The sequence below is a fragment of the Pacificoceanicola niger genome, from assembly GCF_048553275.1.
Lineage (GTDB): Bacteria > Pseudomonadota > Alphaproteobacteria > Rhodobacterales > Rhodobacteraceae > Pacificoceanicola.
Genome location: NZ_JBLZMW010000024.1, coordinates 1 through 23,189 on the forward strand (window position 1 = coordinate 1; position 23,189 = coordinate 23,189).

A 23,189-nucleotide genomic window follows, 5' to 3' on the forward strand; every position below is an offset into this window, starting at 1 on the left:
CATTCGAAATCTCCTCGTTCATCTTGCCGAGAAAATTCTACGTTTGCAGCCCCTTAAAATCGGGGGGGATTACCCCGACGTTCAGGTCGTTCGCTTGATCTGTCGAAGGCCCGTTTGACATTGCGCCAGGCTAGGGGCCGTAACTGCGTTTGTCATCAGAGACTTCGCGCAAAACTCCCAAGACATACCAACCACCACGCCCCCCGTGTCGCGTCTCCGTCTGCTTTGAGACAACCCGGAACCAGCGAAACACGGGCGCAATGCGATCCGATCAGTTCGTTGAAATCTATGGGGGTTTTGAACCCGTCTCGCCGAGAGCGAGGGGAGGGTGGAAAGAGACGATGGGCGTTCAGAGACCGATCTCGCGCGGGTGGGCCGTCTCAGAAGGGCGAATGGTCCCTGCAAACCCCTTTGGCACATAAAGAAAAAGGCCCCGCGAGGGACCTGTTTTCGGGTTTGCAATGTGCAAGTGGCGGAGAGGAAGGGATTCGAACCCTCGAGACGGTCTCCCGCCTACACACTTTCCAGGCGTGCGCCTTCGACCACTCGGCCACCTCTCCGTCGACCCCTTTAGCAAATGCTGCAGGGCAGGTGCAAGCCGATTTCTATGCCTGTGCAAACAATTAAGCGAATGAGGTGTGCCGTATAGGAAAAAGGAACTTGGCGCGCTCTGCCACGGGGTTTGGTGCCGGTTTCGGACCGCGCGCTCCGAAATTCGGGTTTGACGCAATCACGAGCGACCGTTGAACAGGTCCGTCTGATATGTTTCGTGCGCTGTTTGACACGGCCTCCATCATGAACGCTTTGCGTGGGCGGTGGTCCTGTTTGCCGCTATGTCGGGCGCTGATTGTCGTTGACCGTGCCTCGGCTTCTTATCAATCGCGCAGCGGTGGTCAGGATTAAGTCGCTCATGGGAAGAAGACGGGCCAAAGGCAGCGGCGCGCGCCGTGTTGCACGCTCTAATTCGTCTCAACAGTGGGCCTGGAAGCCGGGGGGCAGACACAGCAGCTTGGTGGCCGTCATGCTTTGAACCGCCAGCCCGCCCGCTTCGCATGCGCTCCGCCCCAGAAAAGGGCAGCGAAAAATAAGGATCCAGTATAGTGTTCGGGCGATTGAGAGGCAAACGCCACGACGGAACCCCGGTCATCTTGCTTTCCACTGTCACCTTGGCCCGGATCACCCGCGCCTGTCCGTAAATGGAACGAAGGCCTGATCCTAGCTGGACACCTGTTCGCGCAGGATCGAAGCGGTGAGCGAGACCATCAGGTATGCCCCCGAAAAGATCAGGAAAGCCAGAATGGTGTTCTCGAAACTGCGCGGATAGCTTGGATCCTCGGAGGCCACCGGGACCACGGATGTGGTCAGGTAACGTGCCTGCGTGTCCGCGTCGCGGCGGGCCTGTTCCAGCCGTTCGAGCGCCGTTTGAAGCATCAAATCGCGCGTGGCGAGGTCGGCTTCGGCCAAACGGATCTGCACGGCCTTCTCCGCCAGAGAGCCTTCGCCGGAAGTGGCCGAGGTCATCTCGCCATTCAGTTCGACCAGAAGCGCTTCGAGCCGGCGCACGTCCCCCTGAGCGCCTTCGACCTTGGCGCGGTTCGGACGCGAGTTGTCAAGCAGGGCCTGCAGTTGCAGACGCTTTTCCTGAAGCTGGATTTCGTAGGTGTTGATCTGTGTTCGAAGCGCTGCGATGCGGCCCTGCGGGTCGACCATGTTGCCGTCCTGCTGCAGGCGCACCAGCATTTCCTGCGCTTCGCGGCGGGCGACGTCCGCGTCGATCAGCCCCTGTTCGGCGTCTTTCACGGCATTGGAGCGCTTGCGAAGGGAGAGGGTGTCGACCCGTTCCTCTGCATAGCCGATCAGCGCACGGGAAAATTCGGCAGCGACCTCGGGGTCGGCGGCCATGATTTCCATCCGGATCACGCCCTCCGTCGGATCGTAGCCGATTTCGATGTTCTTCTTGTAGAGCTTGTAGGCCTCTTCGTTGGATGGTTCGTCAGAGAGGCGCTGGATCGGGTCGATGAAATCCTGCGTATAATGGGCCTTGAAGCCGACGTCCTGATCGAGGCGCAGCATCGCGTCCTTCGACGTCAGGTAGCTCTGCACGGCGATGGCATCCTGGTTGGTGGCGAATTGCGTGCCGGAGAAAAGCGAGCCCATGGCGCCTCCGGCGCTCTCTGCCTTGAGGATCAGAAATTCGGATTTCGTCGAGTACATCGGTGTTGCGACGAAATAGAAGTAATAGCCCGCAATGAGCGTCGGGAGCCCAACGAAAAATGCCAGGCGCGTGAGAAGAAGCAGCATCTTCTTGCGGCGGCGGTTCGCGAGATCCTTCTGGATTTGCAGGATCTCGGCGGCCCGGCGTTCGGCGGGGCTAATGGTGTCGGTGGATGGCAGTTGCGGCTTTTTCTCGACCGCGACGGTCTGCGGGAGCTGCACCTGGCCGTTCGGTTTGGGCTGGGCGGCGGGGGAGGGTGCAGGGGCGCGCGCGGTTTTGGTCTCGTTTTCGGCGACGACGAGTTCCAGGGTGCTGGCGCGCTGGAACGGATCAATGCCGCGGGCGCGCAGAAGGCGCACAGCGTCGAAATCGGAGGTCGGGGCGAGGCCGTTTTTCTGCGCAACGCGGCGGGCCATGCGCAGTTGCCGACCGGTTAGGCCCTCGCGGCGAATAGCGTCGATATCCGTCTCGCCCGCGACTTGCCGTGCGCTGTCGACCTGGCCACGGCGCGCGGTCGTTGCCTCTGGCGGCGGCGGTGTCTTTGCTTCTGCGGGGGGACTTGGGTGCGTGGCAGCGGAGCGCGAGCCTTCGGCCTGCGGCGCAGGGGCGGGATTTTTGGGTGCGGTGGCATCGGCGCCGTCGATAGGATCGCGGCGGATGCGGAATTTCTTAGCCTTGGGTTTCGTAGTCATAGAGCTGCTTCGCTTCTTCCAAGGTTTCGAACATATGCAGTCGCCCATCCATCAGGACGGCGGCTTTTCTGGCGAATTTTTCCAGGATATTGGCTTGATGGCTGACGATGATGATCGTCGTGGTGCGCAGGCGTTCGGCCAGCACATCGCCAGCCTTGCGGTTGAAATCCACGTCGGTGGAATTCGGCATGCCCTCGTCGATCAGGTACATGTCGAAATCCAGTGCCAGCATCAACGAAAAGGTAAACCGCGCGCGCATGCCGGAGGAGTACGTGCCGATGGGTTGGTCGAAGTACTCGTTCAGCCCGCAAAGCCAACGGCAAAAGCTTTCGACGTAATCGGGGTCAAGCCCGTAGAGCCGCGCGATGTAGCGGGCGTTTTCGCGTGCGCTGATCTTGGAGATCACGCCGCCCATATAGCCCAGCGGAAAGGAAATGCGGCAGCCCCGGCGAATTTCGCCCTCGTCCGGCTTTTCGAGACCGGCCATCATCTTGATCAGGGTCGTTTTTCCGGTGCCATTGGGAGCGAGAATGCCCAAGGATTCGCCGAGTTCAACACGGAAGGACACCCGGTCAAGGATCACCTTGCGCTGGGTGCCGGTCCAGAAGGACTTGCTGACCATGTCGAATTCAAGCATTTGGGTTGCCCCAGGTTCTACCCACACACACTGCCCCGATCGGGGTTTAAAATTAGCTACGGGTTAAATTTGTTCACATTATGGCCTTGGCTGGAAACAAAAACAACGCGTGCCACTGACTGCACGGTGAGATGTGAACAGTTCTGCGGTGTGCTGTTCCAGGCTGTCTTTCGCCCCGAATTCCCAGTGTGACAGGGCCGCGTCGTCTGAAAAAACGCCTCCCATCAGGTTTTGACGGCGCCGAGGGTGCTGCAAGACCCTGCGCTTTGCACTAGTTTGCCCCCATGTCCGATCTGTCCGCGTCCATCCGCGCCTGCCGCCTCTGTGCGGAACGCTTTGCTCAGACCGAAACCGCCCATACGCCGCGCCCGGTGTTTCGCGGTGCGCCCTCCGCGCGGTTGATGATTGCAGGGCAGGCGCCCGGGGCGCGGGTGCATGACAGCGGCCTGCCGTTCACGGACCCGTCGGGCGATCGGCTGCGGGATTGGTTGGGGCTTGAAAATGAAGCGTTCTGTGATGCGCGCCGCGTGGCGATCCTGCCGATGGCCTTTTGCTTTCCAGGATACCGCAAGGGCGCCGATCTGCCACCGCCGCCGGTCTGTGCCCGGACTTGGCGGGCGCCGCTGCTGGCGCAGTTTCCGAACATCGCGCTGACGCTTGCCGTGGGCGGCTATGCGCAGAAGTATCATATTCCCGGTGCGGGTGGCGTGACCGAGACCGTAAAGCGGTGGCGCGACCATCTTCCACAGGTCATCCCCTTGCCCCATCCGTCCTGGCGCAATACCGCTTGGCTGAAGAAAAACCCCTGGTTCGAAGCCGAGCTCTTGCCGGTGCTTCGGGCCCGCGTTGCGGAGGTGATGCACGATGATGACCCCGATTGATGCCGCGCATGCGGCAATGGAGGCCGCCCCCGCAGATGATGCCGCGCGGTTGCGCTTTTATGAGCGTCTCGCGGATGCGGAGCTGTTCGTGATGCTGACAGAAGAGCCGAAGGGCGAGGTTGTCTCCCCGGAGGTCTTCGAGGTGCAGGACGCGCAATTCGTCCTTGGCTTCGATCTCGAAGAACGCTTGTCCGGATTCGCAGGTCGCCCGGTGCCCTATGTGGGCTTGTCCGGGCGTGTTCTCGCACGGATGCTGGCCGGGCAGGGGATCGGGCTGGCGTTGAACCTCGAACAGGCGCCTTCCTCGATCCTACTTCCGTCCTCGGCCATGGGGTGGCTTGTCGAGACGCTGGATCATGCTCCGTCCGAAGACGAAGCCCGTCCCGAGAGCCTCGCCGCGCCGCGCGGCCTGCCGGAAGCTCTGCTGACGGCGCTGGACACCAAGCTGGCCAGCGCGGCTGGGTTGGCGCGCAAGGCTTATCTTGCTGAGGTGACCTATGAGGGGGGCGCGCGCGGGCATTTGCTCGGGTTGACCGGCGCGGTGCCCGGTGCCGAGGCGGCGCTGGCGCAGGCGATCAACGAAGCCCTGGTTTTTTCGGGGCTGGAGGCCGGCACGCTCGACGTGGCTTTTCTGGCGGACAACGATCCACTGGCGGCGCAGCTCGCCGGGGTCGCGCTGCGCTTTGATTTGCCGGAGCCGGAGGTGCCACAGAGGGTGGAGCACGTCGCGCCGGGCAGTGACCCCGACAAACCGCCCAAGCTGCGGTAAGGCGCGGCTGGGGGCGCTGCCCCCGTCCTGCGGACTCCCCCGGAGTATTTGGAAAGAGAAGAAGCCGGGGGTCTCGGGCTCAGGTCCCGAGGTCTTGTCTGAGCGTTGGCAGGGTATCGCCGGGAGCTGGCTTGGCCTCCCAGACCGCGCGGGCAATGGCGCGCGCGAGGCAGAGGCTGGCGGCGTGGCCGATCATCGGCAGCAGGACCTCCGGGGCGTCGAGGGTACGCGCACCGGTGCTGGTGGCGAAGACGATATCGCCATCAAGCGGGCTGTGCGCGGGTTGGACGGCGCGGGCCATGCCATCGTGCGCGGCGGTGGCCATGCGGTGGCATTGGGCCTTGTCGAGTGCTGCGTCGGTGGCAACGATGGCAATGGTCGTGTTGCCGAGGCTGGCCATGGCGGCGAGTTTCCGGCTTGGCGGGAGCTGGTGGAAGCCGACGGCGGGATCGGGGCCGAGGCCGCCGAATTCCGCATTCATCTCGGCGTTGGCGGCCCAGAAGTGGCGACCCGAGGGGGTGGTGACGCTGCCCATCGGGTTGACGGCCACGAGGGCCCCGACCGTTGTGCCATCGTCCAGGATCACGCTTGCAGAGCCGAGACCGCCCTTGTGTTGCGCTGTTTGTGCACCGCTGCCCGCGCCGTGCGAGCCGAGGGCGAAGTCTTCGGCGGCAGCCTGCAGAGCCTTTTGTCCGAGATCGGGGTAGGGGTTTTGGCTCCAATCCTTGTCGCCGCCGTTCAGCAGGTCGAAGAGGATCGCGGCGGGGACGATGGGGACGCGGGCGGAGAGCACCGGGAAGCCGCGTCCGCTGCGGTGGAGCGCGTCCATGACACCCTGTGCGGCGGCGAGGCCAAAGGCGCTGCCGCCTGAGAGGACGAGGGCATCGACACCGGGAGCTGTCTTGTCGGGGGCCAGAAGGTCCGTTTCGCGCGTGCCTGGCGCCCCGCCCATCACACAGACCGAAGCGGTGAAGGGCTGTTCGGCGGTGAGCACCGTGGTGCCGGATTTGAGCGCCTCGTCAGAGGCATTCCCGACCTTGAGGCCGGGCACATCGGTGATCAGGTTCTTCGGGCCGGGGCGCATGGTGGTCTCCTGTTGGGATCAGGGCCAGCGTTGCCCCGGCGGCATGGTTTGTCCAGTCTTTGGTGCTGCGTTCCTGCCCGGGAAAGATGTGAGCGCAGCGTCGGCAGGGTTGCGAGCAAAACTGCGGCTCTGCGCCATCCGGACAATATGCGGCATTCCGCGCCTAAATACACCGACCTCCATCGACCTGCATGCAAACCCCGGTGATCATGCTGGCCTCGTCCGAGCACAGGTAAAGCGCGGCGTTGGCCATGTCTTCGGGGGTGGAAAAGCGGCCCAGAGGGATGGTCGAGAGAAATTTCGCGCGCATCTCCGGGGTGTCCTCGCCCATGAAGCTCTTGAGCAGCGGCGTCTCTCCCGCGACCGGGTTCAGCGCATTGACCCGCAGGCCAAAGGGCGCGAGTTCGACGGCCATGGTTTTGGTCGCCGTGTTCACCCACCCTTTGGAGGCGTTGTACCAGTTGAGATTGGGGCGCGGCGAGAGACCGGCGGTGGAGGAAATGTTGAGGATATTGCCGCTGCCGCGCGCTTTCATATGCGGGACGAGGGCCTTGGCCGACAGGTAGATGGACTTGCAGTTGACGGCCATTACCCGGTCGAAGTCCTCTTCGGTGATCTCTTCCATGGGCGCTGGCAAATGCGTCACCCCGGCGTTGTTGACGAGGATATCGACCTGTCCCATGACCTCTATGGCGCGGTCGATCATCGCCGTGACGCCCGCCCCATCGGCGACATTCACCGTATGGGCAATTCCGCCGTATTCTTCGGCCACGCCGCGGGCGTAATCCTCACGAATGTCGGCGACCATGACCTGCGCGCCTTCGTTCAGAAAGCGCCGCGCGATGCCCGCACCAAAGCCTGATCCGGCCCCGGTGACGATGGCACATTTTCCCTCCAGTCGCATGATTGGTCTCCTTTAATAGGTTGCGCGCCCGCCGGATTGATCGAATACGGCGCCAGTGGTGAAAGACGCCTCGGAGGAGGCCAGCCAACAGACCATTGCAGCGATTTCATCCGGCGTGCCAAAGCGGTTCATCGGGATTTTCGATTTCATGAAGGCGATGAATTCAGGCGTCATCTGATCGAAGATCGGGCTCTCGACAGCGGCGGGAGCTACGGCATTCACGGTGATCTGTGTATCGCAAAGCTCCTTGCCGAGCGATTTGGTCAGACCGATCACGGCCGCCTTCGACGTGGAATAGGCCGAGGCATTCGGATTGCCCTCCTTGCCGGCGATTGACGCTATATTGACGATCCGGCCAAAGCTATTGGGCCGCATCAGCGCCGCCGCGAACTTGTTGCAGTAGAACAGCCCGTTGAGATTGAGGTTCATCACCCGGTGCCAATCGTCCAGCGGGTAGTCGATGACCGTGGTGTTCGGCCCGGTGATCCCGGCGGAACAGACCAGCGTATCCAGCCCGCCCATGGCGTCGGCATCCTCCGCGATGGCAGCTTCGACGGCGGCGGCATCTGTCACATCGATCTGGCGCGGGCGCAGGCCACCGGCCGCCGCATCAGCGAGCTTGTCGGCGCTTACGTCCCAAAGCGTTACGGTCGCGCCTTCGTCGGCCATGCGCCGGGCGATAGCGAGGCCGATGCCCGATGCGCCACCGGTAATCACCGCTTTTCGGTTGTCAAATCTCATGTGATGTCCTCCCTTGCCCCGCACCTTGACGAGCGGCAGACGCAAGGTCCAGCGGATTCTGGTATACCATTCTTCCATGCCATTTGCGGGACGCGGGAAGGGCGCACCGGTCGACGCGCGCCAGCGCGGCGAAACGCCTCTGGCGTCCGGACTCTACCCATGCATCGCGGCAACGGTCTTCAATGTTGAGAAGCCATAAAGCGCCTCAAAGCCCTTTTCGCGGCCATGTCCGCTTTTGCCGGTGCCCCCAAACGGCAGCTCGACACCGCCCCCGGCGCCGTAATTGTTGATGAAAACCTGTCCCGCTCGCAGCGCGCGGGCCAGACGCATCTGGCGCGCGCCGTTTTCCGTCCAGACCGAGGCGACAAGGCCATAGTCGGTGCCATTGGCAATTTCGAGCGCTTCTGTTTCGGTCTCGAACGGAATCAACACTTGCACCGGGCCGAAGATTTCGTCCTGTGCTAAACGGTGGTCTGGCGCGACCGGGCCGTAGAGACGCGCGGGCACAAAGTGACCGGGGCCGCTTGGGGCGGGCGTTTCCGCGATCAGGGGGAGGTCAGCCGCTTGGGCGAAGAAGGCTTCGACGCGCTCCTTTTGCCTTGCGTTGATCAGCGGTCCAATGTCGGGGTTGTCGGTGGCGGAGCCGATACGCTTGGCGCGATAGGCGTCAGCCATGCGGCTTGCCACCTCTTCGAAGCGTGACAGGTGCACCAGGATTCGCGACGAGGCCGAGCACGTTTGCCCCGCGTTCTGCAGCCCTGCATTGACCAGGAATGGCAGCGCAGCGTCCAGATCGGCATCTTCGAAAACGATTTGCGGGGATTTGCCGCCAAGTTCCAGCGTCACCGGCACCACGTTCGCGCCAGCGGCGATCTGCACGGCGGCGCCGGTGGCGACCGATCCGGTGAAGCTGAGGTGCTGAACGCCGGGATGTCCCGCGAGCGCCGCGCCCGCCTCCGCGCCCAGCCCCGGCACAATGTTGAGCGCGCCCTCCGGCAGGCCCGCCTGCTGTGCCAGCCAGGCAAAGTAGAGTGCGGTGAGGCAGGCGTCCTCTGCCGGTTTCAAGACACAGGCGTTGCCCATGGCCAGCGCCGCGCCGACGGAGCGCCCGATGATCTGCATCGGGTAGTTCCACGGCACGATATGTCCGGTGACGCCATGCGGCTCGCGCAGGGTGTAGACGGTATAGCCGTCGAGATAGGGAATGGTTGCGCCGTGCACCTTGTCCGCGGCGCCGCCGTAAAATTCGCAGTAGCGGGCGAGCGCAAGGGCGTCGGCGCGGGCCTGCGTCAGCGGTTTGCCGACGTCGAGCGCTTCAAGCGTGGCAAGGGGCTCGACATGATCCAAGACCAGCGCCCCGAGGTGGTTCAGCAGTCTGCCACGCTCGGCGGCCGATGTGCGCCCCCACACGCCGTCCCGCGCCGCTTCGGCGGCCTTGACCGCGGCGTCGATGTCCTCTGCGGTGCCTTTGGCGGTCCGGCACAGCGGTTCTGTGGTGGAGGGGTTCGAGAGTTCGAGCGTGTCCCGGGAAGGCAGCCATGCGCCGCCGATCAGCATTTTTGACGGGTCGAACGGCAGGTCAGGCAGCATGGATGTCTCCGATGTCAGGCAGTTTTGGCGCGGCGGCGAGCAAGGCTCGGGTGTAGGGGTGTTCGGGCGCATCAAAGACGCGCTCTGTGGGGCCATGTTCGACGATCCGACCCTTCTGCATCACCAGAACGCGGTCGGTGATCGAGCGCACCACGCTGAGGTCATGGGAAATGAAGAGATAGGTCAGCCCGTAGTCGCGGCTGAGCTGGGCCATGAGGTCGAGGATCGTGGCACGGACGCGCACGTCGAGGGCGCTGACCGCTTCGTCGAAGACGATCAGTTTCGGGCGGATGATGAGCGCACGGGCGATGGCGATGCGCTGGCGCTGGCCACCGGAGAAGGCGTGGATGTGTTTGTGCCGGTCGTCCGGGTGTAGACCGACAGCGGTGAGGGCCTCTGCGATGGCCTGCTCCCGCGCGGCTCCGGAGGGCGGATCGTCCAGCAGGTGGAACGGTTCGGTGATCAGCCGCGCGACGCGGTGGCGCGGGTTGAAGCTGCCGTAGGGGTCCTGAAACACAACCTGCATCTGCCGCTGCACCGCGCGGTTGGGTTTGCCATGGGTGAAGACGGGGGCATCGTTCAGGGTAATGGCGCCTTGCTGGATCTCTTCGAGGCCGAGAATGGCGCGGGTGAGGGTGGACTTGCCGCAGCCGCTTTCGCCGACAAGGCCGAGGCGTTCCCCGGCGCGCATGTCGAAGCTGACGTCGCTGACCGCGCGGAAGTGGGTGCGCTTGGCGAAGGGACGGCTGCGCGGCAGGGGGTAATCGCGGATGACGCCTGCGACGCGCAGAAGCGGCGCGCCGGGGGCAGGCTCGGGCAGGTCGGCGCGGTGCCGGGAGGCGTCAAAGAGCTGCCGGGTGTAGGGGTGCCGCATTTGCGCGAAGAGCTCGGCGGTGGGAGCGGCCTCGACGATCTCGCCGTTTTTCATCACAGCGATGTGGTCGGCCATATTCGCCACCACGGCGAGGTCATGGGTGATCATCATCAGCGCCATGCCTTCGCTTTTCACCAGTGATTTCAGCAGGTCGAGAATCTGCGCCTGTGTGGTCACGTCGAGCGCGGTGGTCGGCTCGTCGGCGATGAGCAAAGCGGGGCGCAGGGCGATGGCCATGGCGATTGCGACGCGCTGCCGCTGGCCGCCGGAGAGCTCGTGCGGATAACGGCTGAGCGGCTGATCGAGGCCGACCTTGTGGAGCGTGTCGCGGGCCGCCGCGTCGATGTTGCCGCCCGCGCCGTGGATGCGCAGGGTCTCGGAAACCTGCGCGCCGATGGTCTGCAGCGGGTTGAGCGCGGTCATCGGCTCCTGAAAGATCATGCCGATTTGTGCCCCACGAACGCGCGAGAGCGCTTTTTCGGATTGGCTCAGAAGGTCCAGGCCATCGAACAGGATACGGCCGGAGGCTTGCGCTGCGGCGGGCAGCAATCCCATGGTCGCCAGCGCCGTCATGGACTTACCGGAGCCGCTTTCGCCGGTGAGGGCTGTGATCTCACCGGGGTCCAGGTTCAGGGATATGGCGTTGAGGACGGGGTTGCCCTGAATGGTGATCGACAGGTTCGCGATGTGCAGGAGCGGTTTCGCCCCGGCTGCGCCGGGACGATCCGCCAGGGGGCGTTGCCCCCCGGACCCCCCAGGATATTTGCGCAGAGAAGAAGCAGGGGCGGGGGTCATGTGCGCAGCACCTTGAGCTTGGGGTCGAGGCTGTCGCGCAAGCCGTCGCCGAGCAGATTGAGGCCGAGCACCATGAAGACGATGGCGAGGCCGGGCATCAGGGCGACATGCGGCGCGAGGGCGACCATGGTTTGCGCGTCGGCGAGCATCCGGCCCCAGCTTGGGATCGGGGGCTGGGCACCGAGACCGACATAGCTCAGGCCGGCTTCGGCGAGGATGCCGAGGGAGAACTGGATGGTGCCCTGCACGATCAGCAGGTTGGCGATGTTCGGCAGGATGTGTTCGGCGTTGATGCGGGCCCTCGATTTTCCGGCGGTGCGGGCGGCGAGGATGAAGTCGCGCGACCAGAGCGAGAGCGCCGCGCCGCGGCTGAGCCGGGCGAAGACGGGGATGTTAAAGATGCCGATGGCGATGATGGCATTGAGCGCGCCAGGTCCGAAGATCGCGGTGATCAGGATGGCGATGACGAGGCTCGGGAACGCGAAGATCAGATCGTTACCGCGCGAGATCAGCTCGTCGATGAAGCCGCCGCGCCGGGCGGCGGCGGTGAGGCCGAGGGGGACGCCAAGGCCCATGCCGATGCCCACGGCAACCAGCGCCACGGCGATGGAGGTGCGCGCGCCGGCCATGATCAGTGACAGGATGTCACGGCCGAAATGGTCGGTGCCCAGAAGATGCGCGGCGCTGGGCGGTTTCAGGCGCTGGGCGATGACGAGCGCTTCTGTGTCGTAGGGCGTCCAGACCAGCGACAGCAGCGCGGCGGCGAGGAAGAGGGCGGTGAGCATCGCGCCCAGCAGCAGGGATTTGTTCAGCGCCCTCATGCACGGCGCCTCAGTCGCGGGTCGACCAGCGCATAGGCGAGGTCGGTCAGGAAGTTCACCACGATCACCGCGAAGACCAGTAGCATGACCACCGATTCGACCACGATCAGGTCGCGTTGTGAGATGGATTGGAAGATCAGCCGCCCCAGTCCGGGCAGGTAGAAGACCTGTTCGATGATGATGGCGCCCGCCAGCAGAAAGGAGAACTGAAGGCCGATGATGGTCAGAACCGGGATCAGCGCATTCCGTAGTCCATGGCGCCAGAGTGCCTGACGGCGGGTGAGGCCCTTGGCGCGGGCGGTGCGGATGTAGTCCTCTGCAAGCGCGTCGATCAGAGAGGAGCGCAGAACACGGGCAAGGATCGCCGCCTGTGGCAGCGCCAGGGAAACGGCCGGAAGCGTCAGGGCCTTCAGCGCGGCGAGCGGTTCGTCCCAGCCGGGAAAGCCGCCGGACGGCATGACCCGCAGTTTGATCGCAAAAAGAAGAACCAAAAGCATGGCGAACCAGAAGTTCGGCACCGCCACGCCCAACTGCGTGGCGGCCATCACCCCCATGTCGGCGGGTTTGCCCCGGCGCGAGGCGGCGAGGATGCCCGCCGGGAAGGCGATCAGCGTCGAGAGCGTCAGTGCAAGGAGCGCCAGCGGCAGCGAGATCCAGAGCCGGTCCGCGATCATGCCCGACACTTCGGTGCGATAGGTATAGGAGGTGCCGAAATCACCCTGGAGCATGCCGCTGACCCAGGTCAGGTAGCGTTCGCTCCTTGGCACATCGAGACCCAGTTCGCTGCGCAGGGCGGCGATGGTGTCGGGCTGGGCGTTTATGCCAAGCATGTAGGAAGCGGGATCCCCCGGCGCGACCTCGACCACGAGAAAAATCACCAGCGAGGCCACGGCCAGGCTGAGGATCAGGGAGGTCAGACGGCGGGTCAGATAGGCCAGCATCCGGCTACGTTAGGCGGGCTTTTCGCGGTGGTCCAGAGGGCGCGTGATGCCAATGTTTCGGGCAACCCCCCGAAGTTGGACGGTTTTCGGGCCATAGCCGGGGGCATTGGTTGTGCCCCGGGCCGTGCTTGGTAGGGTGGGGCATCAAAAACTGAGAGGGTGTGCGCATGGCCGGGTTGACCGAAGCCGAGCAGATTTCTGACATTGCCTATGGCTACATGGGCTCAAAAGCGCTGTTTGCGGCGCTGGAATTCGGAGTCTTCACGGCGCTGTCCGAAGGGCATGGCACGCTTCCGGAGTTGGCGAAAGCGACAGGCCTGGCGGAGGGGCGGTGCAGCACCTTGATGACGGCGTTGACCGGGCTTGGCCTGACGGAGGCGCGCGCGCAGGGCTTTGCCAATTCCGCAGCGGCGGAGGCCTTTCTGGTCAAGGGCGCGAAATATGACTTTGGCGATTACCTGCGGCTTCAGGTCGGGCGGCAGATGTATCCGCTGATGAGCCAGATCGAAAAGGCGCTGGCCGGGCGGCTGGGGCCGGAAGAGATTGCCTCCTACCAGCAGTGGTTTTCCGATCCGGAGGAGGCGCGGATGTATTCTGAGAGCCAGCATGCCGGGTCGCTCGCCCCGGCGCGGGCTTTGGCCAACCAGGTGGATCTGAGCGCGGCGCGCAGCCTGCTTGATGTGGGCGGCGGGACCGGAGCCTTTGCCATGACGCTAGCGCGGGCGAACCCGGATCTGGGCGTGACGGTGATTGATTTTCCCAATGTGGCCAAGCTCGGCGAGGCCTATGTGGCCGATGCCGGACTGAGCGCGCGCATCCAGTATCGTCACGGCAATGCACTCGAAGCGGACTGGCCCGAGGGGCAGGATGCGATCCTGACGTCCTATCTGTTTTCGGGGGTGCCGGATCACACCCATGCCGGGCTGCTGGCGCGGGCGCATGCGCATCTGGAGACGGGTGGGTGGCTGATGCTGCATGATTTCATCGTGGATGCGGATCACACCGGGCCGAAGAACACGGCGCTCTGGCAGTTGCAGCACACGGCCTTTACGCCGGAGGCGCGTTCGCTCGATGATGCTTGGCTGATGCAGGCGCTGGCCGGGGCGGGCTTTGCCGACGTGTCGATCACGCCGCTCATTCCAGGGATGACAAAGCTGGCATTGGCGCGAAAGGCCTGACGGGCCGCCGCGCGGCTCAGTCGGCGAAACCGGAGAGGAAGCCGTGCAGGGCGTGGGCGGTCTGTTCGGGCGATTGGTCCGGGAAGAAGTGGCCGCCGGGAATTTTGGCGCTTTGCATGATCGACAGGCGATCGGCCCATGTGCCCGGCACGTCGTAGGCCTTGGCCATCGCGCCATCGGCTCCATAGAGCACAAGGGCCGGGCAGGAGATGCGGCGGCCAAGATCGGCGGCGTCGAGGGCAAAATCCACCTCCAGCGCGGCGCGGTAATCGTCGCACATGGCGCGGATGCAGCCGGGATCGCGCCAGGCGGCGCGATAGGCGGCGAGCTGATCCGGAGCGAAATCCGACAGCTGCGCGGCGCCCCAGCCCAGAAGACAGGATTCGTAGTATGCATCGGGATCGGCCGCGATCATCCGTTCGGGAAAGGGCTCGGGCTGCGCCAGGAAAAACCAGTGGTAATAGGCCTTGGCCACATCCTTTGTCAGATCGTCAAGCAAGAGATGGGTTGGCACGATGTCCATGACGGTGAGGCTTTGGACGACCTGCGGACTGTCGAGCGCAAGGCGATGCGCGGTGCGACCGCCCCGGTCGTGGCCGATCAGGTGAAACCGGCCGAAACCCAGACTGTGCATGAGAGCGACCATGTCCGCCGCCATGGCGCGGAAGCTGTAATTCTGTAGCCCGGACGGCTTACCGCTGTCGCCATAGCCGCGCAGGTCGGCGGCGATGACGGTGAAATCCTGCGCCAAGGCGGGCGCGATCTCGGCCCACATGGCGCGGGTCTGCGGAAAGCCGTGCAGCAGAAGAACCGGCGGCCCGGCGCCGCCGCGTTCATAGGCGATGTCGACGCCGTTCGGCGTGGCCCTGTGGGCGATGAAGCCGGGGATATGTGCATTGCTCATGACGGGAGCCTAGCGTCGGGGGAGGCGGGGTGGAACCCCGCCCTACAGACCGCTGGTACCTATCCGAATTTCAGGAACAGTTTCGAATAGGGCACCTTGAGGCCGCCGATCGCCGTCTTGACTGCGGCAACGTCGGCGCTCCGAACCGCTGATAACAGAGCATCGACTGAGGTGCTGAAGGCTCTTGAAAGACCTGTATATTCTTCGCTGCCCTCTGCCTCCGATGGCGGATGGGCCAGCAGATCATCGGCGAGATAAGACAACACAGCGGCCTTCTCCCGAATTTCCCCGATGCCGGTCGAATCGAGCGCCGTGACGTCAATTGCCAGCAGGTGCTCCATTTCGGCGTGATAGGCGTTCATCCGGTCCGAGTAGGTCAGCACCCCGTTGCGCGTGTGCAGATCGCCGATGATGTCGCGGAAAGCTTCGAGCGTCTCATGCGCCTCCGGCAGGCGGCCCTCGACAATCTCGGCTTTGGCCTTGTCGATGGTTGCGGCGGCGCTGTCCATTGACGCGGTCCACATCGGGTCGTCCTCATACTGAGGCGGCGGCACTTCGCGGTATTCGGCCAGAAGCGTGTTCAGCTGTGCCTGTAACGTGTTGATGGCCCCTGCGGAAACATCCGCCTTGCCCGCGTTGGTGCCAAACAGCGCAGCGCGGTAGGTGCCGTAGGCCTCGCGGAACGGCGTTTCGTAGTCAGCCACCGGCCCGGCAAGCGCGGCGCTGCCGAGCAAGGCAACGGCGGCGGTAAAGGTTAGAAGGGATTTCATCGTGCGCTCCTGAATACATTTATAAAATGGAATATAATCGGAGCTTGCGCGGGCGGCTTTGATGCAGGTCAATGGCCGCCCGTCTTATCTCGTTATTCGGTCCAGCGCACGCCGGTCAGGTCCGTGGCCTGTGTCGGCTGGTTCTGCCACAGGCCTTCGAGGCGGGCGTCGGCGACCGTCGGATAGGCGAGTTGGAAGAGGTAGCCGTTGACGTAGTCCTTGGCGATGATCTCCTGGGCCTGCTTCAGCATGGCAGAGCGGTCCGCCGGGTCGGTGGTGGCCGTCAGGGTGGTCATCACCTCCTGAAACGCCGGGTTGTCATATTGGAAATAATAGTCGGGCCGGGCATAGATGCCGATGTCCATGGGCTCTGTGTGGGAGACGATAGTCAGCCCGAAGTCCTTGCCCCGGAACACTTCTTCGAGCCATTGCGCCCATTCCAGATTGGTGATCTCGGTCTCGATCCCCACCGCGCGCAACTGCGATGCGATGATCTCGCCGCCACGGCGGGCATAAGACGGCGGCGGCAGTTTCAGCGTGGTCGTGAAGCCGTCGGGAAAGCCTGCCTCCGCAAGCATCGCCCTGGCCGCGTCCGGATCAAACGCGGACAGACCGGTCAGATCCTCGTAATCGGGATTGTGCGGCGCGAAATGGGTGCCGATGGGCGTACCAAGGCCGAACATCGCGCCGTCAATAATGTCCTGACGGTTGATCGCATGGGCCACCGCTTCGCGCACCTTCATGTTGTCGAAAGGCGGCTGCTTGTTGTTCATCGCCAGGATGGTTTCGCCCTCGGTGGAGCCGGTCAGCACCTGGAATCGCGGATCGGATTCGAACTGGATCAGGTTTTCCGGCGCGGGGAACCCGGCAAAGGCGTCGATGTCCTGTGCCATCATGGCGGCAAAGGCGGCGGTGGGGTCGGAGATGAACTTGAAGGTCGCTTCGGTCAGGGCCGGTGTCTCGCCCCAATAGGCGTCATTCTGCACCAGATGGATGCTGTCGCCTTGCGTCCATCTGTCGAATTTGAACGGGCCGGTGCCGATCGGGGTCTGCTTGATGGTCTCGATCGATTCCGGTGCGACGATCACCGCGTCACCCCAAGCCATGTTGAACAGGAAGCTGCCGTTGGGCTGGCTGAGGGTGATGGTGACAGTCCTCGGGTCCGTGACGTCGACGGATGCGATGTCGGCAAAGAGCGCTTTCTGCGCATTCTGGCTGTCCTCCGCGCGGGCGCGGTCGAGTGTGAACTTGACATCTTCGGCGTCCATCGACGTGCCATCGTGGAAGGTCACGCCGTCCCGCAGGTGGAAGGTATAGGTCAGCCCGTCCTCCGAGATCTCCCAGCTGTCGGCCAGCCCCGGTACAACGGAGCCATCGGCCATGAACCGGGTCAGCCCCTCGAAGACATTGGAATACAGCACCGAATCGATGGCCCCGGCGGCGGCGCTTGTTGGATCGAGATGCGGCGGCTCAAGCTGAAGCCCGATGGTCAGATCGGTTTGCTGCGCAAGGGCAGTGGTGCCGCACAGCAGCGCGGCGGCGAGGGTCAGGCGAAAGGTCATGGCTGGGAACTCCCTGTCAGCGCGGGGTTTGTCCCGCTTGCCCGCAGTTTTGCACAACTGGAAAAGGGATCAAGCCCTGCCGCCATATCTCCCACCGTCCGGCGGCACCGAATTGTCCGTATCATGCCAAAGTTGTGCCCTCACGGGTGTTTATGAAACGGCTAATGCGACCATCGCGCGGTCTGGGAGAGTTTAGGGATGTTTGGTAAATTGAAGCAGTTCCTGAGCGGCGATGCGTCCGCAGAGGCATTCAAAAATCGCAAACCGGGGGGCGGAACCCGGATGGGCGGCGCGCCGTCCGACCCGCCGCAGGAGCCACCGGCCCGGCCACCGGAGGCGAACAACCCGCCGCCGCAACTGGACCGCATTATTGTGCCGCAATCTGCCATGGATGCGCTGCCGGACGATCCCGCTCCCTTGGTGCTGGCCGTGGTCCGGTTCACCAATCATATGACGGGCGAAGGGCGCTACAAGCGCACCGAACTCCCGCCCGCCGCGCTGCAGGCCTTTCACTGCGATTACTATCTCGCGCAGGTGAACAACGGCGGGCATGCGCAGTTCGTGCACAACACACTCGCCCTGATCGAAGACACCTTCGAGGATGTCGTCACGGGTCTGAAGGCGATGGGGGCCATGGATTATCTGATCCTCGCCCGGTCCGCTCAGAAATGGGTCCGCGACAATCCCGAAGAGGCGGCGCAGCAGACGGGGTTCGAGGGCGGCATCGCCGACGGCCTCCGCCGTCTTGATCAGCCGTTTTTCCAATTGGACAGAAAGACGCCATTGCAAGCGTTCATCGCACGCTGGATCGCCGGGCATCCCCAGCTTGAGGTGGTGGCGGATGAGGATTGGGGTGACGCTTTGCAAGACCTGGCTGACGCCAACCCCGAACGTGCCCGCCGCGATGCGATCATCGACTGTGCCGCAACGGTCGGGCGCTTTGCCAATCCGCTTCTCGTCGGCGCATCCATGGGATGTTGGCGCATCGGTGAAGCCGACTTCCTGCTTGGGGTGAGCAACGGAAGCTATCGGGATGTCGACGGGACGCAAGAGATGGCGTTTAAGGTGCAAAGCCTTGGCGGGCCACGATTTGCCGTGCCTGTCGAGGGGCAGGGTGTCACCCTCTATGACTGCATTCGTCACGACAATTCCCACATGCCCAAAGATCCATTCAAAGCCTCTCTGGATGATATCAGACAGTTCAGACCCGATGAGCTGAGCGAGCGATTGGCGCATGTCACACAGGCGGAAATCCAGACCGCGATCGAAACCGCCGAGCGGTTGAAGGTCGGCGCGGCAATCCATCTTTTGAAGTCGCGCATTCCGGACATGGACGTCCTGCCGACGCTGACCATAATACACGCGGGACCGGGGCCGAATGGCGAGCTGCTCTTTACCTGTGCCTTCCCAAAGGACGGCGGCGCGTGGTTGTTCAAGATCGGACCAGTCGGGGCGATCTACACGCATCCGGGCAAAGGGCCGGAGGGATCCGCCGCAGCGTCGCGGGCAGAGATCGACTTCCACGCTGAAACCCATCGGCTGGAAGGGCTACGCTGACTGCGCATCGTGTCCGCACAGAAAGCGCTGGTTCTGCGGTGCAGCGACTGTTAAACATCTGCGCAACATTGTTGCGCGGAGGAGGCGGGCATGAGTGCGACAGCGAAAAAACGGACCCCGTTGCCCGAGGATATCATTGCCCGCAAAGGCGGGGCGCCGATTGTCAGCCTGACCTGTTACACCACGCCGATGGCTCAGATCATGGATGCGCATGTGGACTTTGTTCTGGTCGGCGATTCCGTTGGCATGGTGCTGCACGGTCTGGCGTCCACCATCGAGGTGACGATGGATATGATGATCCTGCATGGGAAGGCGGTCGCGCGGGGGCTGTCTTCGACCATGATGGTCGTCGATATGCCTTTCGGCACCTACGAGGAAAGCCCGCAGACGGCGTTCCGCAACGCCGCCCGGCTGATGCAGGAGACCGGCGCCGGGGCGGTGAAGCTCGAAGGCGGCGTCGGCATGGCCGAAACGATCCGCTTTCTGGTGCAGCGCGGCATTCCGGTCATGGCTCATATCGGCCTGACGCCGCAGTCGATCAACACGCTCGGGGGCTACAAGGTGCAGGGGCGCGGGGAGACTGCCGACGCCCTTGTCGCCGATGCGCGGGCCGTGGCCGAGGCGGGCGCCTTCTCTGTCGTGCTTGAAAAGGTCCCGGCCGCGCTGGCTGACCGGATCACGGCAGAGGTCGCCATCCCGACCATCGGTATCGGCGCCTCGGCGGGCTGCGACGGGCAGATCCTCGTGGTCGATGACATGCTGGGGCTTTTCACCGCCTTCAAGGCGAAGTTCGTCAAACGCTTTGCCACGCTCGGCGCGGATGCGGAGGCGGCAATCGCCGACTACGCGCGCGCCGTGACGGCCCGCGAATTTCCCGGCCCCGAGCATATCTTTGCCGATGCCGTGCCGGGAGAGACCCGATGATCGCGCCGATTGTCCGCAGCAAGGCTGCCCTGCGTGAAATGGTCGGCGGGTGGCAAAAGGCTGGCGAGGTGGTGGGCGTCGTGCCGACGATGGGCGCGTTGCATGACGGGCACCTGAGCCTGGTTGCGGCGGCCAAGGCGGCCTGTGACCGGGTGATCGTGACGATCTTCGTCAACCCGAAGCAGTTCAACAATCCTTCCGATCTGGAGAACTATCCGCGCACCGAAGAGGACGACGCCCGCAAGCTCGAACGCTTTGCCGTGGATGCCGTGTATGTGCCCGGACCGGAAGAAATCTACCCGGAGGGTTTTGCCTCGACGGTCTCTGTCGCGGGCCTCACGGATGTGCTCTGCGGCGCGCATCGGGCGGGGCATTTCGACGGGGTGGCGACGGTGGTGACCAAGCTGTTCACGCAGACCCGCGCGGAAAAGGCATTTTTTGGCGAAAAGGACTTCCAGCAACTTCAGGTGGTGCGGCGCCTGTCGGCGGATCTCGATCTGGATGTGGAGGTGGTCGGCTGCCCGACGATCCGGGAGGAGGACGGCCTGGCCATGTCCTCGCGCAACCTGCTGCTGTCCGACCGCAGCCGGGTGAAAGCGGCGGCCCTGCATGAGGCGATGACCGGCATGGCCGAGGGTCTGCGGACGGGCCGCCCTGCGCCCGAGCTTGCCGAGCGGGCCCGTGGCAGGATTCTTGCGGCGGGCTTCACGGAGGTGGAGTACCTCGACCTGCGTGCCAACGGCGACCTGCGACTTCTGGAGCGGCCCGAAGGGGCGTGCCGCCTTCTGGCGGCCGCGTGGCTGGCGGGGGTGCGCCTGATCGACAATATCGCTGTTTGAGGCGGGTGCGGGGCATAGCCCCGCCCTACGATGGGACACACTGCAATTCAGCGCGGGCGCACGGGAGTGCGGCGCGGAGTCCGACGTATTTTGACCAAGAAGAAACAAGGGGTTGCACACGGCACGGCAGAGCAGCACTCTGTCGTCCGGAGGTATCCGCATGAGCGCAGTGGCACATCGCATCGAAGGCAAACGCGACGATCTGATCGCGTTGACGCAGGATCTGATCCGCATCCCGACGCTGAACCCGCCGGGCGATTGTTACCGTGACATCTGTGAATACCTGAAGGCACGGCTTGAGCCGCATGGCTTTGCGTGTCAGTTGATCCGCGCGGCCGGCGCGCCGGGCGACAGCGACCGCTATCCGCGCTGGAACATCGTGGCCCGGCACGAGGGCGGGCGCCCCGGCGACTGTGTGCATTTCAACAGCCATACCGATGTCGTGGAAGTCGGGCGCGGCTGGACCCGCGATCCGTTTGGCGGGGCGGTCGAAGGGGATCGCATCTTCGGGCGCGGCGCCTGCGACATGAAGGGCGGGCTCGCGGCCTCGATCATCGCAGCAGAGGCGTTTCTCGAAGAGCACCCGGATTTCAACGGCGCGATCGAGATCAGCGGCACCGCGGACGAAGAAAGCGGCGGCTATGGCGGCGTGGCCTATCTGGCAGAGCAGGGCTTTTTCAATCCGGAGCGGGTGCAGCATGTCATCATCCCCGAGCCGTTGAACAAGGATCGCATCTGCCTCGGGCATCGGGGCGGATGGTGGGCGGAAATCGAGACCATGGGCGAGATCGCACATGGCTCCATGCCCTTTCTCGGCGATTGTGCGATCCGCCACATGGGCGCGGTTCTGGATGCCTTTGAAGCGGATCTGTTCCCGGCTCTGGCGGCGCGGCGCACCGACTTGCCCGTAGTGCCCGAGGGCGCGCGCCACGCGACGATGAACATCAGCGCCATCCACGGCGGGTCCGAAGAACTGCCAAAGGACTACAGCGGCCTGCCTGCCTGCTGTGTGCCGGACAGTTGCCGCATCGTGATCGACCGGCGGTATCTTGTCGAAGAATCCTTTGACGCGGTGAAAGGCGAGATCGTTGGCATCCTCGACGGGCTGAAAGACACGCGCGCGCGCTTCGACTACACGGTGCGCGACATCAATCGGATTACTCCGTCGATGACCGACCGCGACGCGCCAATCGTGACAACCGTTGCCGATGCCGTTCGTGAAGTGTTTGGTCGGGACGCAGAGTTTGTCGCCTCGCCCGGCTCTTACGACCAGAAGCACATCGACCGTATCGGCACGCTGAAGAACTGTATCGCCTACGGCCCCGGCGTGCTTGATCTTGCGCACAAGCCGGACGAATGGATCGGTATCACCGATATGATCGAAAGCGCCCAGGTGATGGGGCGGAGCCTCGAAAAATTGCTGACCTGACGCGCCGGGCCGTCGCGTCTTTGGTCCTTGGGGCCGGGGTCGGCGCCCCAGTCAAAATGTCCTGCGGGACATATCCGCCCCGCAGGGTCAGTCGAAGCGGATGCGGGGAGCCCGGCCCAACGGCAGGATTCCAAGCGACACGGACCCGCGATTGAAGCCGAAGGTCAAATCCAGCGTCTTCTTGTTGCCTGACAGCCCGGCGATCAGCCCCAGCGTCTCGCGCAGCAGCGCGGCGACTTCATTGGGCATATCGCCGTTCGTTTCGGCTGCATTGAGAAAATTGCGCCAGTTTTCGGCGCGCAGCGTGGCCGTTCCGTCCAAACGTCCCTCGCCATCCACGCTCCAGTCGCCCGTGGCTTTGAGGTCCAGATCATCGGCACGATACTCCGCCAACGGCAGCTTGATCGCCGTGGGCTGCGGCCTGGCACCCTTGAGCGCGGCCGTGGTCCAGACATCGTCGAAGGTCACTTCGGCCCGTAGGGCGACGTCATCGGCGGTGCCGGTCGGGCCGAGCGCCACGGGTTTGCCCGCCAGGGCCGCTGCAGACAGGCCAAGCCGCATCACTTCGGGCTGCACCTCATCCGCCGCCAGACCGACGTTCAGCCCGGCGACCGCGAGATCACGCAGCCCGGAGATGTTCAGTGTCACCGCTTCGAGATTGCTGCGCAAAAAGCGCTCCCCGTCCATCACGAGCGAGGCCCTGAGGCCGTCGGAGGAAATCTGGTAGGTGCCCGCCTCGACGGTCACCGTCTGCGAATCCGGCCACGCAAAGATCCAGTGATCCGGCGTGTAAACCAACGAAAACATCTGGAAGAACGGCGCCTCCCAGGCGGTGCCCGTATCGGGATTGGCGATCAGCAGGCCATCGAAGGTGACATCAAGCCGGTTCGGAAACCCGCTCACCGACAGGTCCGTATACGACGCCTCCCAGTCATCGGCGCGGCGCGCCTCGAACCAGCTTTCGATGCTGCCGCGCAGGCTGCGGGCCTGGATGAACCAATACCCGGACCAGAGCAGGGCCACCGCCACAATCGCCGCCAATAACCGTTTCATCAGGCCAAGCCCCTTTGCAAACTGCTGCT

The 23,189-nt window shown here is 63.9% G+C and carries 20 protein-coding genes and 1 tRNA gene; 7 read left to right on the forward strand and 14 right to left on the reverse strand.

Going from position 1 to position 23,189, the window contains the following annotated elements:
• Positions 1–470: 470 nt before the first annotated feature.
• The 3 genes from ACN2XU_RS21790 to ACN2XU_RS21800 all read right to left on the reverse strand — a co-directional run bounded on the left by ACN2XU_RS21790 (position 471) and on the right by ACN2XU_RS21800 (position 3,544).
• Positions 471–560, reverse strand: a tRNA-Ser gene (locus ACN2XU_RS21790).
• 655 nt (positions 561–1,215) lie between these two features.
• On the reverse strand, positions 1,216–2,907 hold the full coding sequence (locus ACN2XU_RS21795; RefSeq protein ID WP_419412464.1) for a capsule biosynthesis protein: 1,692 nt from the start codon (positions 2,905–2,907) through the stop codon (positions 1,216–1,218).
• Positions 2,885–3,544 carry an ABC transporter ATP-binding protein gene (locus tag ACN2XU_RS21800; RefSeq protein ID WP_419412465.1) on the reverse strand — a complete coding sequence of 220 codons (660 nt, stop codon included), beginning with the start codon at positions 3,542–3,544 and terminating at the stop codon, positions 2,885–2,887. The genes ACN2XU_RS21795 and ACN2XU_RS21800 overlap by 23 nt, the downstream gene beginning before the upstream one ends.
• A gap of 284 nt (positions 3,545–3,828) precedes the next feature.
• On the opposite strand from ACN2XU_RS21800, the gene ACN2XU_RS21805 reads away from it, so the two are divergent.
• Positions 3,829–4,425: a uracil-DNA glycosylase family protein gene (locus ACN2XU_RS21805; protein ID WP_419412466.1), complete on the forward strand. Its 597-nt coding sequence runs from the start codon at positions 3,829–3,831 to the stop codon at positions 4,423–4,425.
• A complete protein-coding gene (locus ACN2XU_RS21810; protein WP_419412467.1) occupies positions 4,409–5,194 on the forward strand; it encodes an SseB family protein in 786 nt (261 codons plus the stop codon). Before ACN2XU_RS21805 ends, ACN2XU_RS21810 begins: the two co-directional genes overlap by 17 nt.
• 79 nt (positions 5,195–5,273) lie before the next feature.
• Here the strand turns inward: ACN2XU_RS21810 and ACN2XU_RS21815 are convergent, their stop codons facing one another.
• The 7 genes from ACN2XU_RS21815 to ACN2XU_RS21845 form a co-directional block, all read right to left on the reverse strand.
• On the reverse strand, positions 5,274–6,278 hold the full coding sequence (locus tag ACN2XU_RS21815; protein ID WP_419412468.1) for a P1 family peptidase: 1,005 nt from the start codon (positions 6,276–6,278) through the stop codon (positions 5,274–5,276).
• Between the two features lie 163 nt (positions 6,279–6,441).
• Positions 6,442–7,182 carry an SDR family oxidoreductase gene (locus ACN2XU_RS21820; RefSeq protein WP_419412469.1) on the reverse strand — a complete coding sequence of 247 codons (741 nt, stop codon included), beginning with the start codon at positions 7,180–7,182 and terminating at the stop codon, positions 6,442–6,444.
• 12 nt (positions 7,183–7,194) lie between these two features.
• Complete coding sequence (locus tag ACN2XU_RS21825; protein WP_419412470.1) at positions 7,195–7,923, reverse strand: SDR family NAD(P)-dependent oxidoreductase; 729 nt, start codon at positions 7,921–7,923, stop codon at positions 7,195–7,197.
• A 153-nt stretch (positions 7,924–8,076) separates the two neighbouring features.
• Positions 8,077–9,513 carry an aldehyde dehydrogenase family protein gene (locus ACN2XU_RS21830; protein ID WP_419412471.1) on the reverse strand — a complete coding sequence of 479 codons (1,437 nt, stop codon included), beginning with the start codon at positions 9,511–9,513 and terminating at the stop codon, positions 8,077–8,079.
• Positions 9,503–11,182: an ABC transporter ATP-binding protein gene (locus ACN2XU_RS21835; RefSeq protein ID WP_419412472.1), complete on the reverse strand. Its 1,680-nt coding sequence runs from the start codon at positions 11,180–11,182 to the stop codon at positions 9,503–9,505. The genes ACN2XU_RS21830 and ACN2XU_RS21835 overlap by 11 nt, the downstream gene beginning before the upstream one ends.
• The gene (locus ACN2XU_RS21840) at positions 11,179–11,994 is read right to left on the reverse strand and encodes an ABC transporter permease (protein WP_419412502.1); all 816 of its coding nucleotides are present in this window, start codon (positions 11,992–11,994) and stop codon (positions 11,179–11,181) included. The genes ACN2XU_RS21835 and ACN2XU_RS21840 overlap by 4 nt, the downstream gene beginning before the upstream one ends.
• 5 nt (positions 11,995–11,999) lie before the next feature.
• Positions 12,000–12,944 carry an ABC transporter permease gene (locus tag ACN2XU_RS21845; RefSeq protein WP_419412473.1) on the reverse strand — a complete coding sequence of 315 codons (945 nt, stop codon included), beginning with the start codon at positions 12,942–12,944 and terminating at the stop codon, positions 12,000–12,002.
• A gap of 167 nt (positions 12,945–13,111) precedes the next feature.
• On the opposite strand from ACN2XU_RS21845, the gene ACN2XU_RS21850 reads away from it, so the two are divergent.
• Positions 13,112–14,122, forward strand: a complete 1,011-nt coding sequence (locus ACN2XU_RS21850; RefSeq protein ID WP_419412474.1) for a methyltransferase — start codon at positions 13,112–13,114, stop codon at positions 14,120–14,122.
• Between the two features lie 16 nt (positions 14,123–14,138).
• Here ACN2XU_RS21850 and ACN2XU_RS21855 read toward each other — a convergent pair whose 3' ends face one another.
• The 3 genes from ACN2XU_RS21855 to ACN2XU_RS21865 form a co-directional block, all read right to left on the reverse strand.
• The gene (locus ACN2XU_RS21855; RefSeq protein ID WP_419412475.1) at positions 14,139–15,026 is read right to left on the reverse strand and encodes an alpha/beta fold hydrolase; all 888 of its coding nucleotides are present in this window, start codon (positions 15,024–15,026) and stop codon (positions 14,139–14,141) included.
• A 59-nt stretch (positions 15,027–15,085) separates the two neighbouring features.
• On the reverse strand, positions 15,086–15,796 hold the full coding sequence (locus ACN2XU_RS21860; RefSeq protein ID WP_419412476.1) for a hypothetical protein: 711 nt from the start codon (positions 15,794–15,796) through the stop codon (positions 15,086–15,088).
• Between the two features lie 92 nt (positions 15,797–15,888).
• A complete protein-coding gene (locus ACN2XU_RS21865) occupies positions 15,889–17,358 on the reverse strand; it encodes an ABC transporter substrate-binding protein (RefSeq protein ID WP_419412477.1) in 1,470 nt (489 codons plus the stop codon).
• A 198-nt stretch (positions 17,359–17,556) separates the two neighbouring features.
• Here ACN2XU_RS21865 and ACN2XU_RS21870 point away from each other — a divergent pair, with 198 nt between their 5' ends.
• From ACN2XU_RS21870 to ACN2XU_RS21885, 4 genes are all read left to right on the forward strand, one after another.
• Entirely contained in the window at positions 17,557–18,915 is a 1,359-nt protein-coding gene (locus ACN2XU_RS21870; RefSeq protein ID WP_419412478.1) for a DMP19 family protein, read from the forward strand.
• Positions 18,916–19,005: 90 nt separating this feature from the next.
• Complete coding sequence (gene panB, locus ACN2XU_RS21875) at positions 19,006–19,839, forward strand: 3-methyl-2-oxobutanoate hydroxymethyltransferase (protein WP_419412479.1); 834 nt, start codon at positions 19,006–19,008, stop codon at positions 19,837–19,839.
• On the forward strand, positions 19,836–20,678 hold the full coding sequence (gene panC / locus ACN2XU_RS21880) for a pantoate--beta-alanine ligase (RefSeq protein ID WP_419412480.1): 843 nt from the start codon (positions 19,836–19,838) through the stop codon (positions 20,676–20,678). The genes panB and panC overlap by 4 nt, the downstream gene beginning before the upstream one ends.
• A gap of 160 nt (positions 20,679–20,838) precedes the next feature.
• Positions 20,839–22,107: an acetylornithine deacetylase/succinyl-diaminopimelate desuccinylase family protein gene (locus ACN2XU_RS21885; RefSeq protein WP_419412481.1), complete on the forward strand. Its 1,269-nt coding sequence runs from the start codon at positions 20,839–20,841 to the stop codon at positions 22,105–22,107.
• Between the two features lie 87 nt (positions 22,108–22,194).
• Here ACN2XU_RS21885 and ACN2XU_RS21890 read toward each other — a convergent pair whose 3' ends face one another.
• Positions 22,195–23,160 (reverse strand): DUF2125 domain-containing protein, encoded by a 966-nt coding sequence (locus tag ACN2XU_RS21890; protein ID WP_419412482.1) that lies wholly within the window; start codon positions 23,158–23,160, stop codon positions 22,195–22,197.
• Between the last annotated feature and the right edge of the window lie 29 nt (positions 23,161–23,189).

What these genes read in the sequence shown, in the direction of transcription:
- ACN2XU_RS21800 (WP_419412465.1), bottom strand. Translation starts at nt 3,544, where the DNA reads ATGCTTGAATTCGACATGGTCAGCAAGTCCTTCTGGACCGGCACCCAG.
- ACN2XU_RS21855 (WP_419412475.1), bottom strand. Translation starts at nt 15,026, where the DNA reads ATGAGCAATGCACATATCCCCGGCTTCATCGCCCACAGGGCCACGCCG.
- ACN2XU_RS21810 (WP_419412467.1), top strand. Translation starts at nt 4,409, where the DNA reads ATGATGACCCCGATTGATGCCGCGCATGCGGCAATGGAGGCCGCCCCC.
- ACN2XU_RS21795 (WP_419412464.1), bottom strand. Translation starts at nt 2,907, where the DNA reads ATGACTACGAAACCCAAGGCTAAGAAATTCCGCATCCGCCGCGATCCT.
- panC (WP_419412480.1), top strand. Translation starts at nt 19,836, where the DNA reads ATGATCGCGCCGATTGTCCGCAGCAAGGCTGCCCTGCGTGAAATGGTC.
- ACN2XU_RS21865 (WP_419412477.1), bottom strand. Translation starts at nt 17,358, where the DNA reads ATGACCTTTCGCCTGACCCTCGCCGCCGCGCTGCTGTGCGGCACCACT.
- ACN2XU_RS21835 (WP_419412472.1), bottom strand. Translation starts at nt 11,182, where the DNA reads ATGACCCCCGCCCCTGCTTCTTCTCTGCGCAAATATCCTGGGGGGTCC.
- ACN2XU_RS21870 (WP_419412478.1), top strand. Translation starts at nt 17,557, where the DNA reads ATGTTTGGTAAATTGAAGCAGTTCCTGAGCGGCGATGCGTCCGCAGAG.
- ACN2XU_RS21860 (WP_419412476.1), bottom strand. Translation starts at nt 15,796, where the DNA reads ATGAAATCCCTTCTAACCTTTACCGCCGCCGTTGCCTTGCTCGGCAGC.
- ACN2XU_RS21825 (WP_419412470.1), bottom strand. Translation starts at nt 7,923, where the DNA reads ATGAGATTTGACAACCGAAAAGCGGTGATTACCGGTGGCGCATCGGGC.
- ACN2XU_RS21815 (WP_419412468.1), bottom strand. Translation starts at nt 6,278, where the DNA reads ATGCGCCCCGGCCCGAAGAACCTGATCACCGATGTGCCCGGCCTCAAG.
- panB (WP_419412479.1), top strand. Translation starts at nt 19,006, where the DNA reads ATGAGTGCGACAGCGAAAAAACGGACCCCGTTGCCCGAGGATATCATT.
- ACN2XU_RS21845 (WP_419412473.1), bottom strand. Translation starts at nt 12,944, where the DNA reads ATGCTGGCCTATCTGACCCGCCGTCTGACCTCCCTGATCCTCAGCCTG.
- ACN2XU_RS21820 (WP_419412469.1), bottom strand. Translation starts at nt 7,182, where the DNA reads ATGCGACTGGAGGGAAAATGTGCCATCGTCACCGGGGCCGGATCAGGC.
- ACN2XU_RS21850 (WP_419412474.1), top strand. Translation starts at nt 13,112, where the DNA reads ATGGCCGGGTTGACCGAAGCCGAGCAGATTTCTGACATTGCCTATGGC.
- ACN2XU_RS21830 (WP_419412471.1), bottom strand. Translation starts at nt 9,513, where the DNA reads ATGCTGCCTGACCTGCCGTTCGACCCGTCAAAAATGCTGATCGGCGGC.
- ACN2XU_RS21805 (WP_419412466.1), top strand. Translation starts at nt 3,829, where the DNA reads ATGTCCGATCTGTCCGCGTCCATCCGCGCCTGCCGCCTCTGTGCGGAA.
- ACN2XU_RS21885 (WP_419412481.1), top strand. Translation starts at nt 20,839, where the DNA reads ATGAGCGCAGTGGCACATCGCATCGAAGGCAAACGCGACGATCTGATC.
- ACN2XU_RS21890 (WP_419412482.1), bottom strand. Translation starts at nt 23,160, where the DNA reads ATGAAACGGTTATTGGCGGCGATTGTGGCGGTGGCCCTGCTCTGGTCC.